This is a genomic window from Nitrosomonas sp. Nm132 (assembly GCF_900100485.1).
GTDB lineage: Bacteria > Pseudomonadota > Gammaproteobacteria > Burkholderiales > Nitrosomonadaceae > Nitrosomonas.
Genome location: NZ_FNDH01000002.1, coordinates 74,418 through 91,761 on the forward strand (window position 1 = coordinate 74,418; position 17,344 = coordinate 91,761).

The 17,344-nt window shown below is 46.3% G+C and carries 17 protein-coding genes; 3 read left to right on the forward strand and 14 right to left on the reverse strand.

What is annotated here, in order from left to right:
- Positions 1-14 precede the first annotated feature (14 nt).
- From BLP80_RS01240 to BLP80_RS01305, 14 genes are all read right to left on the reverse strand, one after another.
- Positions 15-812 (reverse strand): isoprenyl transferase, encoded by a 798-nt coding sequence (locus BLP80_RS01240; protein ID WP_090539350.1) that lies wholly within the window; start codon positions 810-812, stop codon positions 15-17.
- Positions 813-816: 4 nt separating this feature from the next.
- Complete coding sequence (gene frr / locus BLP80_RS01245) at positions 817-1,374, reverse strand: ribosome recycling factor (protein ID WP_090539352.1); 558 nt, start codon at positions 1,372-1,374, stop codon at positions 817-819.
- Between the two features lie 23 nt (positions 1,375-1,397).
- Positions 1,398-2,111 carry a UMP kinase gene (pyrH, locus tag BLP80_RS01250; RefSeq protein ID WP_090539354.1) on the reverse strand — a complete coding sequence of 238 codons (714 nt, stop codon included), beginning with the start codon at positions 2,109-2,111 and terminating at the stop codon, positions 1,398-1,400.
- Between the two features lie 23 nt (positions 2,112-2,134).
- Positions 2,135-3,031 (reverse strand): translation elongation factor Ts, encoded by an 897-nt coding sequence (gene tsf / locus BLP80_RS01255; RefSeq protein ID WP_090539355.1) that lies wholly within the window; start codon positions 3,029-3,031, stop codon positions 2,135-2,137.
- Between the two features lie 188 nt (positions 3,032-3,219).
- Positions 3,220-3,945, reverse strand: a complete 726-nt coding sequence (gene rpsB, locus BLP80_RS01260; protein WP_090539357.1) for a 30S ribosomal protein S2 — start codon at positions 3,943-3,945, stop codon at positions 3,220-3,222.
- Between the two features lie 232 nt (positions 3,946-4,177).
- Positions 4,178-4,915 carry a fumarate/nitrate reduction transcriptional regulator Fnr gene (gene fnr, locus BLP80_RS01265; protein ID WP_090539528.1) on the reverse strand — a complete coding sequence of 246 codons (738 nt, stop codon included), beginning with the start codon at positions 4,913-4,915 and terminating at the stop codon, positions 4,178-4,180.
- A 179-nt stretch (positions 4,916-5,094) separates the two neighbouring features.
- Entirely contained in the window at positions 5,095-5,403 is a 309-nt protein-coding gene (locus BLP80_RS01270; RefSeq protein ID WP_090539359.1) for a c-type cytochrome, read from the reverse strand.
- A 160-nt stretch (positions 5,404-5,563) separates the two neighbouring features.
- Positions 5,564-5,926 carry a Na+/H+ antiporter subunit G gene (locus tag BLP80_RS01275; protein ID WP_090539361.1) on the reverse strand — a complete coding sequence of 121 codons (363 nt, stop codon included), beginning with the start codon at positions 5,924-5,926 and terminating at the stop codon, positions 5,564-5,566.
- Between the two features lie 3 nt (positions 5,927-5,929).
- Positions 5,930-6,199, reverse strand: coding sequence for a K+/H+ antiporter subunit F (locus tag BLP80_RS01280; RefSeq protein WP_090539363.1), 270 nt, complete (start codon positions 6,197-6,199; stop codon positions 5,930-5,932).
- Entirely contained in the window at positions 6,193-6,684 is a 492-nt protein-coding gene (locus tag BLP80_RS01285) for a Na+/H+ antiporter subunit E (RefSeq protein WP_090539365.1), read from the reverse strand. Before BLP80_RS01285 ends, BLP80_RS01280 begins: the two co-directional genes overlap by 7 nt.
- Positions 6,684-8,210 carry a monovalent cation/H+ antiporter subunit D gene (locus BLP80_RS01290; RefSeq protein ID WP_218120338.1) on the reverse strand — a complete coding sequence of 509 codons (1,527 nt, stop codon included), beginning with the start codon at positions 8,208-8,210 and terminating at the stop codon, positions 6,684-6,686. The genes BLP80_RS01285 and BLP80_RS01290 overlap by 1 nt, the downstream gene beginning before the upstream one ends.
- Complete coding sequence (locus BLP80_RS01295; RefSeq protein ID WP_090539367.1) at positions 8,207-8,536, reverse strand: Na+/H+ antiporter subunit C; 330 nt, start codon at positions 8,534-8,536, stop codon at positions 8,207-8,209. The genes BLP80_RS01290 and BLP80_RS01295 overlap by 4 nt, the downstream gene beginning before the upstream one ends.
- Complete coding sequence (locus BLP80_RS01300) at positions 8,536-11,343, reverse strand: monovalent cation/H+ antiporter subunit A (RefSeq protein WP_090539369.1); 2,808 nt, start codon at positions 11,341-11,343, stop codon at positions 8,536-8,538. Before BLP80_RS01300 ends, BLP80_RS01295 begins: the two co-directional genes overlap by 1 nt.
- 79 nt (positions 11,344-11,422) lie before the next feature.
- Positions 11,423-11,875: a YbaN family protein gene (locus BLP80_RS01305; RefSeq protein WP_090539371.1), complete on the reverse strand. Its 453-nt coding sequence runs from the start codon at positions 11,873-11,875 to the stop codon at positions 11,423-11,425.
- Between the two features lie 244 nt (positions 11,876-12,119).
- Between BLP80_RS01305 and BLP80_RS01310 the strand changes: the two genes are divergently transcribed.
- The 3 genes from BLP80_RS01310 to mutY all read left to right on the forward strand — a co-directional run bounded on the left by BLP80_RS01310 (position 12,120) and on the right by mutY (position 17,172).
- Complete coding sequence (locus tag BLP80_RS01310) at positions 12,120-12,587, forward strand: FKBP-type peptidyl-prolyl cis-trans isomerase (RefSeq protein ID WP_090539373.1); 468 nt, start codon at positions 12,120-12,122, stop codon at positions 12,585-12,587.
- A 98-nt stretch (positions 12,588-12,685) separates the two neighbouring features.
- Positions 12,686-16,027, forward strand: coding sequence for a DUF748 domain-containing protein (locus BLP80_RS01315; protein ID WP_090539374.1), 3,342 nt, complete (start codon positions 12,686-12,688; stop codon positions 16,025-16,027).
- Positions 16,028-16,104: 77 nt separating this feature from the next.
- Complete coding sequence (gene mutY / locus BLP80_RS01320; RefSeq protein WP_090539377.1) at positions 16,105-17,172, forward strand: A/G-specific adenine glycosylase; 1,068 nt, start codon at positions 16,105-16,107, stop codon at positions 17,170-17,172.
- Positions 17,173-17,344: the final 172 nt, after the last annotated feature.

Genomic DNA, 17,344 nt, shown 5'->3' on the forward strand with positions numbered 1-17,344 from the left:
GAGAAATATAGAAACTAGAATTTTTTCTTGGCAGCAATTGTGGTCATTCCTTTTTCAACAGGCATATTTTGAAGTTGCTCACTGATTCGACCGAACCGGCGTTCTCGTTGCTGAAAAGATTTTATCGCTAAATCAAGTGCATTCGCATCAAAATCTGGCCAAAGCGTATCAGTAAAATATAATTCCGAGTATGCTAATTGCCATAGCAGAAAATTACTGACGCGGCATTCCCCACCAGTCCGAATAAATAAATCTGGATCAGGTGCATAACTCATCGCAAAATGCTTGGAAAGATCCGCTTCATTGAAATTTTCCAGCAAATTTGGTGAATGAATCATCATTTTCCGGACAGCCTGCATGATATCCCAACGCCCACCATAATTTGCTGCAACTGTAAATATCAATCGAGTATTATTAGCGGTCAGTTCTTCGCCCTGACGAATAAACTCTGCAGTTTTAGAATCAAATTTGGACAGATCACCTATAACCTTGAAGCGAATCCCATTTTCATTTAACTTGATAACCTCATGCTCAAGCGTGCTCACAAAAAGCTGCATCAGGAACGTGACTTCTTCCTCCGGCCTGCGCCAGTTTTCGCTACTAAAAGCAAACAGCGTGAGATATTCCACCCCCTGTTCAATACAGGCTTTAATGGCACCCCTGACAGCCTCTACACCTTGCCTGTGCCCAGCTATTCTTGGCAAAAAGCGTTTTTTTGCCCAACGCCCATTACCATCCATTATGATGGCGATATGCCTGGGAATTTTACCTTTTTCTGGAATTTCGCGAGTTGAGCTCGGACTTTGTGGCATATACCTACACAGCCATCAATTCGGCTTCTTTGGCTTGCAATAATTTATCAACTTCAGCAATGTACCGGTCAGTAAGCTTCTGAATCTCTTCCTGACCTCGTCGATCATCATCTTCAGAGATCTGTTTGTCTTTGAGCAATTCTTTCATTTGAGCATTTGCATCTCTACGAACATTACGTATGGCCACGCGAGCAGTTTCTGCTTCGTTCTTTACAATCTTGGCCAGTTCACGCCGTCTCTCTTCAGTCAGCGACGGCATAGGCACACGAACCATCTCACCGACCGTCATCGGATTTAATCCTAAATCAGAATCACGAATGGCCTTTTCAATAGCATTGGACATTTTCTTATCCCAAGGCACCACACCAATGGTGCGCGCATCGGGCAAACTAATGTTAGCAACTTGATTAATAGGTGTCGGAGTTCCATAGTAATCAACCATGATATGGTCCAATAGACCTGTATGAGGACGCCCACTTCGCACCTTGCTAAAATCAGTTTTAAGTGCTTCCAGACTCTTCTGCATTTTCTGCTCAGCAGATTTTTTAACGCCAGCGATCATAATTAATCATCCTATCTGAATCATCAAATACTCACCAGAGTTCCTTCGTCTTCCCCCATGAGTATCCTCATAAGCGCACCTGATTTAAAGATACTAAAAACATTGATTGGCAATTTCTGGTCGCGACAGAGTGTCAGGGCTGTAGCATCCATGACTTGCAGATTTTTAGCAATCGCTTCATCAAAGGATAAGCGTTGATAGCGCGTCGCATTGGAATTTATTTTAGGATCACTGGAATAAATACCATCCACCTTAGTTGCTTTGAGTACAATATCTGCATTCACCTCCATTCCACGCAAAGCAGCAGCCGTATCGGTAGTAAAAAAAGGATTACCTGTGCCCGCAGCGAATATCACTACTTTCCCTTCTCCAAGATACCGTATTGCCTTATTGCGTATATAGGATTCCACAACCTGATCAATTCGCAATGCAGATTGCACTCGTGATATTAAACCTTTTCGCCGCATCGCGTCCTGTAAGGCTAGAGCATTCATTATTGTAGCTAGCATGCCCATATAATCTGCAGTCACTCGATCCATTCCGTCACCGGCAGATTTCATGCCACGAAAAATATTTCCACCTCCTACAACAATTGCAACCTCAACACCAAGCTGGGATACCTTTGTTATCTCAACCACGATATGCTCCACCACATCGCGATTAATCCCATACTTATCATCGCCCATAAGGGCTTCACCGGAAAGTTTCAGCAGGATACGTTTATAAATAGATGGCATAAACAAGAAGAACTAATCTACTACTATGCTTTATTCTCTTTTACTTGACTTACCTGGGCCATTACTTCGGCCGCAAAATCGTCAGATCTTTTCTCTATTCCTTCACCAACCACGAAAAGCGTGAAACCATTAACCACAGCAGATTTAGCAGCAAGCAATTTTTCAACAGTCTGCTCTGGATCCTTGACAAAAGGTTGACCTAATAACGTCACCTCAGCCAGGTATTTGGTTATTCGGCCTTCTACCATTTTTTCAATAATATTGGCTGGCTTTCCACTTTCAGCAGCTTGCGCAGTAAAAATATGACGTTCATGCTCCAACAAGTCCGACGATATTTGATCGCTAGAAACACACAGCGGCTTACTTGCTGCAATATGCATGGCCAAATCTTTACCGAGCACTTCATCTCCGCCCGCGTAATCGATCATCACACCGATTTTTGATCCGTGCAGGTACATCGCAAGATAACCTTTTGCAGCGTAACAAACGCTTCGTCTTATACTGATATTTTCACCCAGTTTCATCACCAAAGCCTGACGGGATGCCTCAACAGCTTCTCCATTAGGTAGCACCATGGTTGCCAGCGCATCCGTATCAGTAACCTTTTTTGTTGCAATCAACTGGGCTAAACTTTTTGCGAAATTGACAAAATCGTCATTCTTAGCCACAAAATCAGTCTCGCAGTTGATTTCCACCAATGCGCCGCTCTTTTTGTCTGCCGAAATAAAAGCCCCAATAACACCTTCCGCTGCGATACGCCCAGCAGCCTTGCTCGCTTTAGCACCACTCCTAATTCGCAAAAGATCTTCCGCCGCTTTCATATCACCGCTCGTTTCTACCAAGGCTTTTTTACACTCCATCATACCCAAGCCCGTTAGCTCACGTAATTCCTTTACCATACTTGCGGTAATTTCCGCCATATTTGCTCCACGTACTAAAAACTACAATTATTGATTAATTAAAAATACAATGAGAAAGTTAAATAATGCTTTCTATTACTTTACATTTCTCTTTTTATCACAAAACTCGAAATTGAACTCCTTTCACATTTCAAATCTTGCCTTTCATGCCTAAACTACCTGCTTTCGGTATTTCCAGCGATATCCAATTAACTCTCAGCGCCAGAGTTACTCATTTCGATGATTTCCTGGATAGATTGATTGCGGCCTTCCAAAACGGCATCAGCGGCTGCACGCGCATAAAGGCGGATCGCTTGGCCTGAATCATCATTACCCGGAATAACATATTCCACGCCAGCAGGACTATGATTAGTATCGACGATGCCCACAACCGGAATACCCAGTTTGTTTGCCTCAGTGATTGTGCCTTTCTGATATCCCACATCAATAACAAACATGGCATCAGGAAGCCCTTTCATTTCCTTGATACCCCCTAGACTGTTATTGAGCTTATCGAGCTCACGTTGAAAATCGAGCGCCTCTTTTTTGACTAGCTTAGCAAGCAAACCATCCTGCACCATTGCCTCCATCTCTTGGAGACGTTTGATCGATTGTTTGATTGTTTTGAAATTGGTCAACATCCCCCCTAACCATCGCTGATTTACATAAGGGGAACCGCAGCGAGTTGACTCTTCACGTACGATGTCGCGTGCTTGGCGTTTTGTCCCTACAAACAAGATTGTGCCCCCATTTGCAGAAAGTCTGCTCAAATACTTCATCGCATCCTCGAACATTATCAATGTTTTCTCAAGATTGATAATGTGAATCTTGTTTCGCTGCCCAAAAATGTACGGAGCCATTTTGGGATTCCAGAAACGGGTCTGATGCCCAAAATGCACACCCGCCTCTAACATTTGACGCATATTTACTGACATAAATTTTCCTTTAGGGTTAAACCGCCACTCGTCTCCAGCTATTCCTGCTTACTAAGCACCCTACAATGACGAGTGTGTGTATTTATTAATATTAACTATATTGAATTACAACCTAATTTGAGATCTAATTGCGCTGGCGATTATAACACGCTCCAGCCTACTCTCAAGAAAAGCCTTTGCAACCCAAAGACATTGCTTATGCAGCAATCAATCATGAATCACAGAGCTACTATCAATCTGAGGAGCCGCAGATTTTTTGACTCAATCGATGAATGTCATTTAGTCTGACGTGCTTGTTATTAATCGTAATAATTCCTTCTTCTTGCAACCTGGATAATGAACGGCTAACCGTTTCAAGTTTAAGTCCCAGATAACTGCCGATTTCTTCTCGCGTCATTCTAAGAATAAAATTTGTTGATGAGTACCCTCGCTTGGCAAGGCGTCCCGACAGATTAAGCAAAAAAGCAGCCAATCGCTCTTCGGCTTTCCGACTACCCAATAGCATCATGATGTTATGATCTTGCACGATCTCACGACTCATCATTTTATGAAAATGGTGCATAAGCAAAGGAATACTTCGGCTAATCTCTTCAAGCTTCCCAAAAGGAACCTCACAAACCTCGCTATCTTCTAAAGCAACAGTATTACAGGTATGTTTCTCTGAGCTGATCGCATCCAACCCCAATAACTCCCCTGTCATATAGAAACCAGTAACCTGCTGGCGACCATCCGAATCAAGCACATAAGATTTAAAAAATCCATTCCGGACAGCATAAAGTGAACTAAAATCTAATCCGGCATGAAGCAAATGTTCTCCACGGCGAATTCTGAATTTATGATTAATTAAGTCGCCCAGGATCTCAGTCTCTCGCTCATCAAGACCCACTGGCAAACACAACTCTCGCAAACTGCACGTTGCACATTTTGATTCAGCTCTCGATACAACGTAACCTCTGGCTATTGCGTTTATTGCGTTATTAGACAAAGCAAATTCCTGGTTAAATGCGAATTGAGTCAACCTCAAATGACTGCTTCAATCAAAAAAGCCGCATAAGCAAATCATTCAGAAATTCTTATGCGGCATGGGGAACCACTCATAACGGCCAGCTGGAATCTTTGTCACAGAAAAAAATGACAGCCGGCAGTAATTTATTTAGTTGCGCTATTTTCTAATACATACTTTGCCAGATCTTCCACTGAATCCCCCATGAGATTAGGGAAAGCTGGCATAGCAAAACCTTTTCCATTTCTCACTCTATCAATAATAGCAGCCACGTTTGCCGTTTCAGGACTTAGCGCCATGACTTTACCATTTACAGGAGAATGGCATTTTGCACAAGCTTCCTGGAAAATAGTTTCAGGTGTTGCACCGGCCACAGGCATATATTTATCCCGTGAGCAACCACTCAATACGATCAGCGCACAGCCTAATAACAACAAAGGTAATTTTTTCTTCATTCTTCTCTCCTGTTAACTTCTTCTTAAATAATTAGATACTCTAATCTATAGTCTATCATATTGAGCACCCAAAATCGCCTGCCCCCCTGCAATTCAATTTCTCTTGTTTAAACAATAAACTATCTAAACCTCGGAAATGGCTTGGACACCAAATAGCGCATCAATCACCCTGATCATGTTTAGCTTCCTGCTCATTATGTTGACGGTTAACTTGCTGCTCCGGTAATCTTGCAAGCGACTGTAACCCAAGATGAAGCGCTGCTTTGGTAAGCATATGCGCGCTTACCGGAGCCGTGATAAAAAGAAACAACGTCACGAGCACCTCATGCAAGCTGATACTTCTTTCAAGATAACTAAAATATAATGCTGAAGCGATCAGCAAGCTACCTACCCCCAAAGTAGTTGCCTTGGTTGGGCCATGAATCCGGGTATAAAAATCCTTAAGTCGAACGAGTCCTAACGACCCAATAAACGTAAAGATTGCACCTGTCAGAATCAATAAAGAAATAAAAACTTCCAGCATCACTCACTCAATGATATCGCCACGCAACAAATATTTGCATGCAGCCACAGTACCTACGAACCCCATAACCGCAATAATCAAGGCCACCTCAAAATACAATCCACTGGAAAGATGGATTCCAAGCAATACTAACAAGGCAATCGTGTTGATATACAAGGTATCGAGTGCAAGAATCCGATCAGGCATACTTGGGCCACACAACAATCGCCAAAAACTCAATGCAACTGCTGCCGTAACCAGCATCAAGGCTATAAATACGGCAGCGCTCAACATTTCTCGAAAATCTCCTTCAACGGCTTCTCATAACGGGATTTGATGGTATTGGCGAGCTCTTCGGTATTGGTCACATCTAATGCATGCACGAGCAGATGACATCGATCATGGGAAAGGCGCGCTGATACCGTGCCAGGCGTCAGGGTAATCACATTAGCCAGAAAACTGATGGCCAGATCCGATTTGAGAATCAGCGGCATGGATATGAAAGCAGGTTGCAAGCGATCCGGACGTCCCAGAACAAGCCGTGCAACAGTGAAATTGGCCTGTATGATATCGATCAGTATGATGCCCACAAAGTGAAGCAGATGAAATGGTTTATAGATTCGCACCGCCTCCGGCCAGAACTGAGTCGTGAGCAGAGGAATCATCCAGCCAAGCAGCAATCCCAGGACAATCTGTCCCGGGTGGATACTATTAACCAGTAGCAGCCAAATCCCTGCTAATATCAATGCAAGAATTGGATGAGGAAAAAAGCGATGCATCAAGGTAATTCTCCAGTCATGAGCACAGCCTGAATATAATGAGATGTTTGCAGTAGCTGTTCAGCGGTAAAGTGCAGAAATTGTGTAACAGGTCCGCCCCCGATCACCAACACCACACATAAAGCGAGTAAGCCGACAATCGGCAACAGCTCTTTGTAAACAGGATGGACGGTAATCACACCTGTGGCCAATACTTTCGATGGCTGCGCTCGATAAAACAGCAGACTACCACTACGGGTCAGTGCAATCAAACCCAACAAGCTGGTTATCAATATGACACTCATAATCCAAGGGAGCGCCTCGTGCGCCAGCGAGGCATGCAAAATCAAGAATTTTCCAATGAAGCCGGATAGTGGCGGAAGTCCTGCCAGCAATACCGCCGTTACAAAAAAGAGCGCACCGATCAGGCGTGAATGAGGAATGATAGTACCCGGATCCAATCGATCATCCAGCTCAGCGCGACGAATGGCAATCGTATTAGCCAGCAAGAAGAATGCAGCTGTTGCAAAAGTAGAATGGGACAGATAAAAAAGACCGGCGGCAATTCCCTCATGAGTATTCAAACCAAATGCAGTCAACACTGTACCAATAGACACAATCACCAAATAAGCCACTTGCTGTCGCAAATGCGTACTGGCGACCACACCCGTCATTCCAACCACCAGGGTGATCAGTGCAAGCGGTAGTAGCCACCCTTCGATCAGATTGGCACCCAGCCCCGCTTCAGTACCAAAAATAAGGGTGTAGACACGCAAAATGCTGTAAGCGCCGACTTTGGTCATGATGGCGAACAGTGCTGCAATAGGCGCAGAGGTCTGGGCATAAGCTGAAGGCAGCCATAAATGCAATGGCACCAGCGCTGCTTTGAGCGCGAACACACCAAATAACAACAAGCCGGCTGCCCGCACCAAGGCGCTATCGCCAAGAGGCAGCAAGGCCAGCTTGACAGCCAAATCGGCCATATTGAGCGTACCCAGTGTGCCATAAAGGACTCCTACCGCAAATAAAAACAGCGTGGAACCAACCAGATTAATCACAACAAAATGCAAACCCGCTTTGGTGCGCAAGCGTCCGCCGCCATGCAGAAGTAAGCTGTAGGAAGCAATCAGCAGGATCTCAAAAAACACAAACAGATTAAACAAATCGCCCGTCAAAAATGCACCATTCAAGCCAAACAACTGCAGCTGAAAAAGCACATGAAAATGTCTGCCCGCTCGCTCAGTAACAGGGATGGCATAAAGTAACACAAACAGGGAAAGTAGCGCTGTAATAACCAGCATCCAGACAGCCAGACGATCTGCCACCAGAACGATGCCAAAAGGAGCCGGCCAGTTACCCAGTGCATAGACCAGAATGTCGCCACTGCTGACAATAGATAACAGCTTGAAAGCCAGAAAAATTTGAGCGATGATTGAAAAAATACTCAAACCACGTTCGAGTACAGTACTTCGTTGATTTAGCAGTAATAGTAAAATGCCTGCCAAGAGGGGCAACAGCACAGGCACGATGACAAGGTGCGCCATCATGGTTTGTGTATTCCATCTACATGATCGTTACCCAGCTCCTTGTATGTCTTGAGCGCAAGCACGACCACAAATGCAGTCATGGCAAAGCTAATCACGATGGCAGTCAGCACCAGCGCCTGAGGCAGTGGATCGGTATAGCCGGTCATTCCGTCGGCCATGATGGGTGGCGCGCCGATGACCAGCCTACCCATTGCGAGTAGAAACAGGTTAGCCGCATAAGATAAAAATGTCAGTCCCAACACCACGGGAAAAGTACGGCCGCGTAGCGAAAGATAAACACCGCAAGCAGTGAGTACGCCGATAATCAGAGAAATCAGTGCTTCCATTAACGTATTTTATGGTCACTTTTTACAAAATGGCTTTCACTGTGCACCATTCCCAGGTTAACCATGATAAGCAAGGTCACCCCTACAACCACCAAATAAACTCCCAGATCAAATGCCATCGCAGAGGCCAGTTCAAATTCACCCACCAGCGGCCAATCCAGATGGCCAAACGCAGAAGTTAAAAACGGATAGCCAAACAGCCAGCTCGCTACGCCTGTCATCGCCGCAAGCAGCAAGCCTATAGCAATAACAATATGCATATTGATCGGAAGGCGCGTTTGCGTCCAGCCAATACCATTAGCCAGATACTGAGTGATAAGTGCGACCGCCGTAATGAGTCCCGCGATAAACCCGCCACCCGGTAGGTTATGTCCACGTAGCAGAATGAAAACAGCAACCAACAGCGCCAGCGGCAACAGCACGCGGGTCAGTGACGCCATGATCAGGGGATGTTTATCTTCATCCCACGGACGCTTTAAACTATCATGGCTCGGGCCTTTCAGCTGAAGATGCTCAAGCATGGCATAAATACCTAATCCAGCCAAGGCCATAACAGTAATTTCACCCAGCGTATCGTATCCGCGAAAATCCACCAAGATTACATTGACCACATTGCGCCCCCCACCCTCCGGCACGCTATGCGTTATGAAATAATCTGCAATCGTCTCATAAGGGCGAGTCAATACCGCCCAGACCAACGATGCGACTCCACCGCCAGCCAGCACTGCCAACAGCAAATCACGACTCCGCCGAAATGGTTTTGATTCGACTGGCGTATATTGCGGTAAGAAATACAGCGCCAACAACATCAGCATAATAGTAACAACCTCCACCGAAAGTTGTGTCAGCGCCAGGTCAGGGGCTGAAAATTTAGCAAATATCAAGGCCACACCCAGTCCAACAGTCCCGATCATAATCAAGGAAACGAAGCGTTGCTGATGAAGCAGGACAGTACTCATCGCTGCAGCCATCATGATCAGTGCTATGATGAGGCTCACGCCATCGATAGTCAGCAGCTCCCGATCACCCGTCAGCACGGCTGCCTCCCCCGTCAGGAAATTCGCTGCACCGAGTAACACAGCAAACAAGATAAAGACGAACACCATTCTTTGTAAAGAATCAATATGAAGCAAGCGGGTAAAAAACTGGCAGACAAGAAACAATCCTTCCAGCAAGCGATGATAAACAGCTCTCATTTCAGGCCAGTCTCCCGCATGAGTACGCAGAGACAAAAAAGTGCTAAATCCAAAATAAACCAGAACGCCACCCAGCATGGCGATAACGCTCATCCAGAATGCAGGGCTAAATCCATGCCAAATCGCCAGATCATGCTCAGGCACTGGTTCATGCAATACACTAGCGGCTGCAATAGTCAGAATCGGCTCGACGGTCAGAGCAGGAAGCATACCCACCACTAAACACAAGACCACCAGGATCTCCACCGGAATTTTCATCCAACGAGGTGGTTCATGCGGTTTTTTTGGCAGATCGACCGGCGGACCATCAAAAAAGACGTTATGAATGAAACGCAACGAATAAGCCACGGCGAAGATACCCGCCAAGGTTGCACCAGCCGGCATCAGCCATCCCCACGACTGATCAATGGCATGCAAGGTTTCCGCAAAAAACATCTCCTTGGATAAAAAACCATTCAACAGGGGCACGCCCGCCATGGCCGCGGCAGCAACGATAGTCAGTAATGCGGTATGTGGCATGAATCTCCACAGTCCTCTGAGCCTTCGCATATCCCGGGTGCCCGTTTCGTGATCGATGATGCCAGTCGCCATAAACAAGGATGCCTTGAAAATAGCATGATTAATGATATGAAAAACAGCAGCTACCGCAGCCATCGGCGTGCCGATACCAAACAGCAAGGTAATCAGTCCCAGATGACTGATCGTGGAGTAGGCCAGCAACCCTTTGAGATCGTGCTTCCACAGCGCAATGTAAGCGCCGACAAGCAACGTAATGAGCCCTGTTACACTGACTAACCAAAACCATTCCACCGTACCAGACAGCGCCGGGAATAACCGCGCCAGTAAAAATACCCCCGCCTTGACCATGGTTGCAGAATGTAAATAAGCCGATACCGGTGTAGGGGCAGCCATGGCATTGGGCAACCAGAAATGAAAAGGGAATTGTGCGGATTTGGTAAAAGCACCCAGCAGAATCAATATCAGCATCGGCTGATAAAACGGGTGGGCACGAATGATGTCACCCGATTCCAGAATCACGGACAACTCATAACTGCCAGTTATTTCACCGAGTAATAAACATCCGCCAAGCAATGCCAGCCCTCCCGCACCTGTGATCGTCAACGCCAGGCGCGCGCCGCTGCGTGATTCGTGGCGATGCTGCCAGTAACTGATCAGCAAAAAGGAAGAAAGACTGGTCAATTCCCAAAAAATCAGCAGCTGAATGATATTCTCGGAGAGCACGATCCCCAACATGGCGCCCATGAACAGCAGCAAATAAGCATAAAAGCGCCCCATATCATCCTGTGCAGACAGATAGTAGCGCGCGTACAGAATGATGAGTAAGCCAATTCCCAATATCAGTAAGGCAAACAAAAGACCCAGACCATCCAGCCGAAAAGCCAGATCAAGACCTGCCGTGGGAATCCAGCTCAAACGCTGAATGAGCACTTGTCCTGCAAAGACATCGATTAAGCCAGGGATTAGCAAAATGATGGCAAACAGCGCAACAGCGCCTGCCATCCAGGCAGCATGCAACCGCCCAAACCTGGAAATGGCTGCAGCAAAAGGAGCGCCAATGAATGGCATTAGAACAATGAACAGCAAATTCATGAAATAACTACTTTCTTTTTGTGTAATGAAGCGCAGGAAATCACTTCATTCATTTTAGGTTTAGCACATCTCCCTGGCTTCAATTTGTTTTGGGAAGGATGTCGATATCCCTGACTGGCACGCGCCAGATAAATACCGTCAGCACGATAGCCAATAAGGCTAGCATGAGTTTAAGATAAGATGATGACACGAGCAGAATGGAACTGCCAAATGACAAGGCCATCACCAGATACACCCAGCGCTTGACCCGACGGGGTATGCTGCGATGCACACACCACTCGTAAATGATGGGACCTGTAACACGGTTACTTAACAAAAAATCGTGAAAACGCTCCGAGCTACGTGCAAAACATGCTGCCGCCAGCAAGATAAACGGTGTAGTGGGTAGGATAGGCAAGAAAATACCCAATATTCCCATCAGCAATGCCGTGATGCCGGCCCCTAAATAAAGCCAGCGCATAAAAAGTGAATCATGCAGGCGCAAGATGTGCACACCCTCCTCGCCCTGATTCGTTTGTTCATTTAATTGCATCGGCAAAAAATTAAATTACTAAAATCTCAAAAAATAAAATGCTCTTAACCCGAATATTTCATAAATTCGGGTTAATCAATGCACACCATGCAATGAATCAAGTTATTGTACACTCACATGAATAGATAGAATTAATCTATGAAACCACATGGATCGCAATGACGAATCAAGCGTAGTGAGTATAATAGCCGGAGGTATTTATTGAAGGGTAATATATTTTTTTGATTTTTCTTTTGAGGTCATCATGTCTAAAACAAAAAATTCATTGGGTTTTGGCTTTTTTCTATTGAGCTTAACATTGTTACCGCTGAGTGCTTTTGCCTACAAAGAACATGCTACGCAGCCACACGCTGCAACATCCGAAGTGAGTGAGCTGCAAAAAATCGACGCCAAGGTCGGCACTGGTGAAGAAGCCGTGGTGGGTAAAACAGTTAAGGTACATTACACTGGCTGGCTTTATGATGCGGCAGCCCCTGATAAAAAAGGAACAAAGTTCGATAGCTCACATGATCGAAAGGAACCCTTTTCCTTCCTGCTTGGCTCGGGACGTGTCATCAAAGGCTGGGACCAAGGGGTACTGGGTATGAAAATTGGTGGGCAGCGCACGTTGATTATTCCCCCCAATATGGCTTATGGCGCACACGGTGCTGGCAATGTGATTCCACCTAATGCGGCATTGGTTTTTGATGTTGAACTGATCGGCTTGCAATAGCAACAGATTCAAGCGGGTAACGCAGGTATCAGCCTACTGAATGGACGCTGCTTACTTCGCGTTACCACCTCCTGCAAGCTACTTTTGAAGACGATTGTATGGAAACCGATTCAACTCCTTTAAAAGCTGCACATCGTTTCTCAACGGGCAAGCGCCTGGCTATTGGCTTCGGTGCCGTCATTTCGGTGGTGGCATTGTTTGGATTGCTGGGCTATTACTGGTTGCCCGGCTATGCAAAAGCCAAGCTCGAGACAATTCTATCCGAGAAGCTGAATCGGCCGGTCACTGTTCAATCCATCGATATTCAACCTTACACGCTGGAAATCACGGTACAAGGCTTTCGCGTAGGAGAAAAAGCGGCGGTCAATCCAGACAGCGCTCTATTTGCTTTCGATCGATTGTATGTCGATCTAAGCATCGAATCGATTACCCGCCTCGCGCCCATTGTAAGCGCGGTCACCTTAGCGGCACCCAGGCTGCACCTAGTACGTGAAGATAAGAATCGTTTCAATATTTCCGATCTGATTGAAAAATTTAAACAACCTGAGGATCAGGCTAATGATAAGCAAAGCAAGATGCTATTTTCAGTCAGCAACATTAGTATTGAGGGGGGTTCCTTTGAATTTGAGGATCAAGTCAAAAAAAGCCATCAGAGAATTGCTGAAATCGAGCTGAGAATTCCATTTATTGCCAATCTTGAAAGCGCAGACGTCAATTGGGTTGAACCTTATCTCAGTGCCAAAATCAATGATGCCCCTTTCGCACTCGATGGTAAGCTGCATCCGTTCTCTGATAAGCGAGAAGCCACGCTCTCACTCAAATTTAATGATATTGATCTCACCGAGATCGACGAGTATTCACCCATTCCGATCGGTATCCACCTGCTTTCCGGGAGCCTGGACAGTGATTTATCATTGACTTTTACGCAAATAACGGACGAAGCGCCCGGCATTGGTTTATCCGGGCATGCAACACTCAAGCAACTGGTCATTGAAAACAGGGCGGTTGAAACGCCGCACAAGGTGGAACTGAAACGAATTGATGTAACGCTAAACGAAGCTAATTTAACCGGCCCCAAACCGTCACAAGCCGCGATAATCTTGGCAGATACCGCGCTGACACGTCTCGGTGAAACCAAGCCTGTCATTCATTTGCCCAAACTGAGTATCGACACGATCAAGGTCGATCGGATTCAACGAAATATTGAGCTTAGCCCGGTGATACTGGATGGCGCAAGCGCCTCGATACGCCGGCAAACTGATGGACAGCTTGATTTAACTCGTCTATTCGCGCCCGTTTCGCTACCAGAAGATAGTATGCCTGAAGCGGGATCATCATCGCTACCCATATCAACACAAGCATCCGTATCTCCTGGACTCGTTACTCCTGGTAAAAAACCTGCCGATACAGCCCATTCTTCCAATAAGCCCAGGCAAATTGCATCGCTCTCGAAGCAAGCCGTTGTGCTGATCCCAGATCGTAAACCTGCTCATACCGCCCCCCCTTCCGCTGAACAGGGCAAAATAGCGGAAGAATCCACTCCATCGCTTGCCGCTGCAGAAACTGACGAAGCCTGGACAACACAAATCGATCAAGTGAAACTGACCGGTGCAGCCTTGCACTTTGAAGATCACACGTTAACAAAGATCGTCCCGATGAACATTGATTCATTGGATTTAGTGATCGACAATATTGATTTAAGTGGTATCAAACCACTGGATCTGATACTTCAGGCAAAAGTTAATCAGCGTGGCAGTATCGAAGCCAAAGGCTCTCTCGCATGGGCACCTTTAGCAACTAATCTCGCGATCGATCTCCAGCATGTCGATCTTGTGCCATTACAGGGCTGGGCGGGCGATCGATTAAATGCCCTACTCACACAAGGTGACATCTCTTTCCAGGGTCATCTCAAGGCCGATGGAAATCCGCTCAAGATAGCCCTAAATGGAAAAGGGCAGCTTACCAAATTCAATGTACTGGACAAGATCAAGGCCTCCGAGCTGCTTCGCTGGAAAAACATTGATTTCACTGGCATTCAGTTTATCAACGAACCACTGCGAGTGGATATTACCTCCATTGAACTCTCTGATTTTTATGCTCATGTAATTTTATTACCGAGCAAAGAACTCAACCTTCGCAACCTTGTGCGTCAGGAAGAAACTGCCCAGGCACCTGCACCAGCACCAGCACCGGTCTCTGCATCGACCGAATCTGTTAACAAGGCTGCACCTGTTGACGCCACCGCAAATGCGCCTTTGCCCGTTCGTATCGATAAAATTATCTTACGAAATGGTCATGTCAATTTTGCAGATCAATTCATCAAGCCGAACTATCGGGCTAATTTGACTGGGCTCAAAGGACAAATCGGACCGCTTCATCCGGGCAAATCTGGAAAAATAGATATCCGTGGCTCAGTCGATAAATCTGCTCCGTTGCAAATCTCTGGAACGATCGACCCATTCAGCGGGCAACTCTTTCTGGATATTGTGTCAGTTGTCAAAGGGATTGACATGCCGACTTTCAGTCCCTATGCAGGCAAATATATTGGCTATGTCATTGAAAAAGGGAAACTCTCGGTCGACGTTCACTATCATATTGAACAGGGTGAGCTGAAAGCCAAAAACAACATCTTTCTTGACCAATTCGTTCTGGGAGATAAAACAGACAGTCCCGAGGCCGCGTCATTACCCCTGGATCTTGCAATATCCCTGCTTAAGAATCGGCATGGTGAAATTGATATTCATCTGCCCGTTAGCGGATCGATCAACGACCCAGAGTTCAGTTTAAGCGGAATTATCTGGAAAGCATTCGTTAATTTGCTTACCAAAGCCATCACGGCACCGTTTTCCCTGCTGGGCTCGCTGCTCGGAGATGGAGAAGAATTGTCGGAGATCAGCTTTCCATCAGGCCATGCTACGCTTGAACCTGAAATGGAGAAACGCCTTCAAGCGCTCTCATCAGCCCTGATGGAACGCCCTGCGCTCAAACTCGAAATTACGGGTTTCGCGGATCCAGTCAACGATCATGAAGAACTCAAACGAGCATTACTCGATCGCAGAATAAAAGCTCAGAAACTTTCCGAAAGCGTGAAAAAAGGACAAGCCATTGGTTCACTAGAGGAAATCGAGCTGGATGAAAAAGAATATGCCCACTATCTCACGCGTGTCTATAAGGAAGCCAATTTTGAAAAACCCAAAAATATCATCGGATTGACTAAAAGCCTACCCATAGACGAAATGGAACAACTTATACTCGCTCACACCACGATCAGCGATGAGGAACTGCATGAGCTCGCCCAGCACAGAGCAAGCACCGTTCTCCATTGGTTAATTGAGCAAGGTAGCATTTCCAGCGAGCGCATATTCGTGCTGGGGACAAAAGTAGAATCAGCAAGCGCTGGCCAGCAACCTAACAGTCATGTGGTGTTTTCCATCCAGTAACATATTCCAGCAACATCTACCTCCTCAGCATACCCAGCCAAGAAACAGATCACCGCACTCCCCTATCCATTAAAACAATGTCAACCTTCGCTAATACCCTGATTCTTTGGCAAACTCAGCATGGCCGGCATGGGCTGCCCTGGCAGGGAACGTGCGATCCTTACGCCATCTGGATCGCGGAAATCATGCTGCAACAAACACAGGTGATGACGGTAATTCCCTATTACCAGCGTTTCCTGGAAGCTTTTCCGGATATCGAATGCCTCGCTAAAGCTTCTATTGACGCGGTACTCGCTTTATGGAGCGGCCTTGGCTATTACTCGCGTGGCCGCAATCTACATAAAGCAGCCTGCCAGATGGCGGAGTATCATCAGGGCAGGTTTCCACAGCATGCAGCGGAAATTCAGCGGCTCCCAGGCATAGGCCGCTCTACGGCTGCCGCCATCGCTGCTTTCGCGTATGGCGAACGTTGCGCGATACTGGATGGGAACGTCAAGCGCGTGTTGACTCGCTACTTTGGCATCATCGGCTATCCAGGAGAGAAAAAAACTGAAGCACTCTTGTGGCAGAAAGCGGAAGCGCTCCTTCCAGAAGAAAATGCTGCACAACATATGGCTACTTATACCCAAGCGCTGATGGATCTGGGTGCAACCGTGTGTACGCGTCATCAGCCCAGATGTTCGCGTTGTCCATTGCAGCCGGATTGCGTTGCTTTCAGAGAACATCGCGTAGCTAGCCTACCCACCCCCAAACCCAGAAAGCCATTACCCAGTAAGGAAACTACTTTTTTGATACTGATCGATCAAGACAAGATTTTGCTTGAAAAACGGCCAAGCCCAGGCATCTGGGGCGGACTATGGTGTCTGCCAGAAAGGCAGATGGATAACAGCAGCCAGATTTACTGCATGCAATTTCTTGGGATGGATGCAGCACTCTTCGCTGAGTTACCTCCCCTTGATCACACCTTTACCCACTTTAAACTGCGAATCTATACGCAATTACTGCAAATCATCAATCGGCCTCTCAGGAAAACGGATCATGAAATATGGATAACCATTGATGATGCATTGCAATTAGCCATCCCAGCGCCTGTTAGAAAAATTTTGCTGAAAACTGTCTTCCGGCAACAGCTTCTGGCGCATTAAACCTAGAAACCATGGTTGACTGCCTCACAATATCTCTAAGCGCATGTTTACAATAGAAATACTCTTAAATAACAGACTCATCCAATGGGTAAGCCCGCTACGAAATGGATCGCATGATTTTCTGCGCACCTCGCGACGTCACAACTTCCTGGAATGTATTTCGAATCATTGC

Excerpts from the sequence above, each read along its gene's own strand:
- BLP80_RS01295 (WP_090539367.1), bottom strand. The coding sequence starts at position 8,536 with ATGGAAGCACTGATTTCTCTGATTATCGGCGTACTCACTGCTTGCGGT.
- BLP80_RS01300 (WP_090539369.1), bottom strand. The coding sequence starts at position 11,343 with ATGAATTTGCTGTTCATTGTTCTAATGCCATTCATTGGCGCTCCTTTT.
- BLP80_RS01270 (WP_090539359.1), bottom strand. The coding sequence starts at position 5,403 with ATGAAGAAAAAATTACCTTTGTTGTTATTAGGCTGTGCGCTGATCGTA.
- tsf (WP_090539355.1), bottom strand. The coding sequence starts at position 3,031 with ATGGCGGAAATTACCGCAAGTATGGTAAAGGAATTACGTGAGCTAACG.
- BLP80_RS01290 (WP_218120338.1), bottom strand. The coding sequence starts at position 8,210 with ATGATGGCGCACCTTGTCATCGTGCCTGTGCTGTTGCCCCTCTTGGCA.
- rpsB (WP_090539357.1), bottom strand. The coding sequence starts at position 3,945 with ATGTCAGTAAATATGCGTCAAATGTTAGAGGCGGGTGTGCATTTTGGG.
- BLP80_RS01305 (WP_090539371.1), bottom strand. The coding sequence starts at position 11,875 with ATGCAATTAAATGAACAAACGAATCAGGGCGAGGAGGGTGTGCACATC.
- BLP80_RS01315 (WP_090539374.1), top strand. The coding sequence starts at position 12,686 with ATGGAAACCGATTCAACTCCTTTAAAAGCTGCACATCGTTTCTCAACG.
- frr (WP_090539352.1), bottom strand. The coding sequence starts at position 1,374 with ATGATCGCTGGCGTTAAAAAATCTGCTGAGCAGAAAATGCAGAAGAGT.
- BLP80_RS01240 (WP_090539350.1), bottom strand. The coding sequence starts at position 812 with ATGCCACAAAGTCCGAGCTCAACTCGCGAAATTCCAGAAAAAGGTAAA.
- BLP80_RS01275 (WP_090539361.1), bottom strand. The coding sequence starts at position 5,926 with ATGCTGGAAGTTTTTATTTCTTTATTGATTCTGACAGGTGCAATCTTT.
- BLP80_RS01280 (WP_090539363.1), bottom strand. The coding sequence starts at position 6,199 with ATGTTGAGCGCTGCCGTATTTATAGCCTTGATGCTGGTTACGGCAGCA.
- BLP80_RS01310 (WP_090539373.1), top strand. The coding sequence starts at position 12,120 with ATGTCTAAAACAAAAAATTCATTGGGTTTTGGCTTTTTTCTATTGAGC.
- mutY (WP_090539377.1), top strand. The coding sequence starts at position 16,105 with ATGTCAACCTTCGCTAATACCCTGATTCTTTGGCAAACTCAGCATGGC.
- BLP80_RS01285 (WP_090539365.1), bottom strand. The coding sequence starts at position 6,684 with ATGCATCGCTTTTTTCCTCATCCAATTCTTGCATTGATATTAGCAGGG.
- pyrH (WP_090539354.1), bottom strand. The coding sequence starts at position 2,111 with ATGCCATCTATTTATAAACGTATCCTGCTGAAACTTTCCGGTGAAGCC.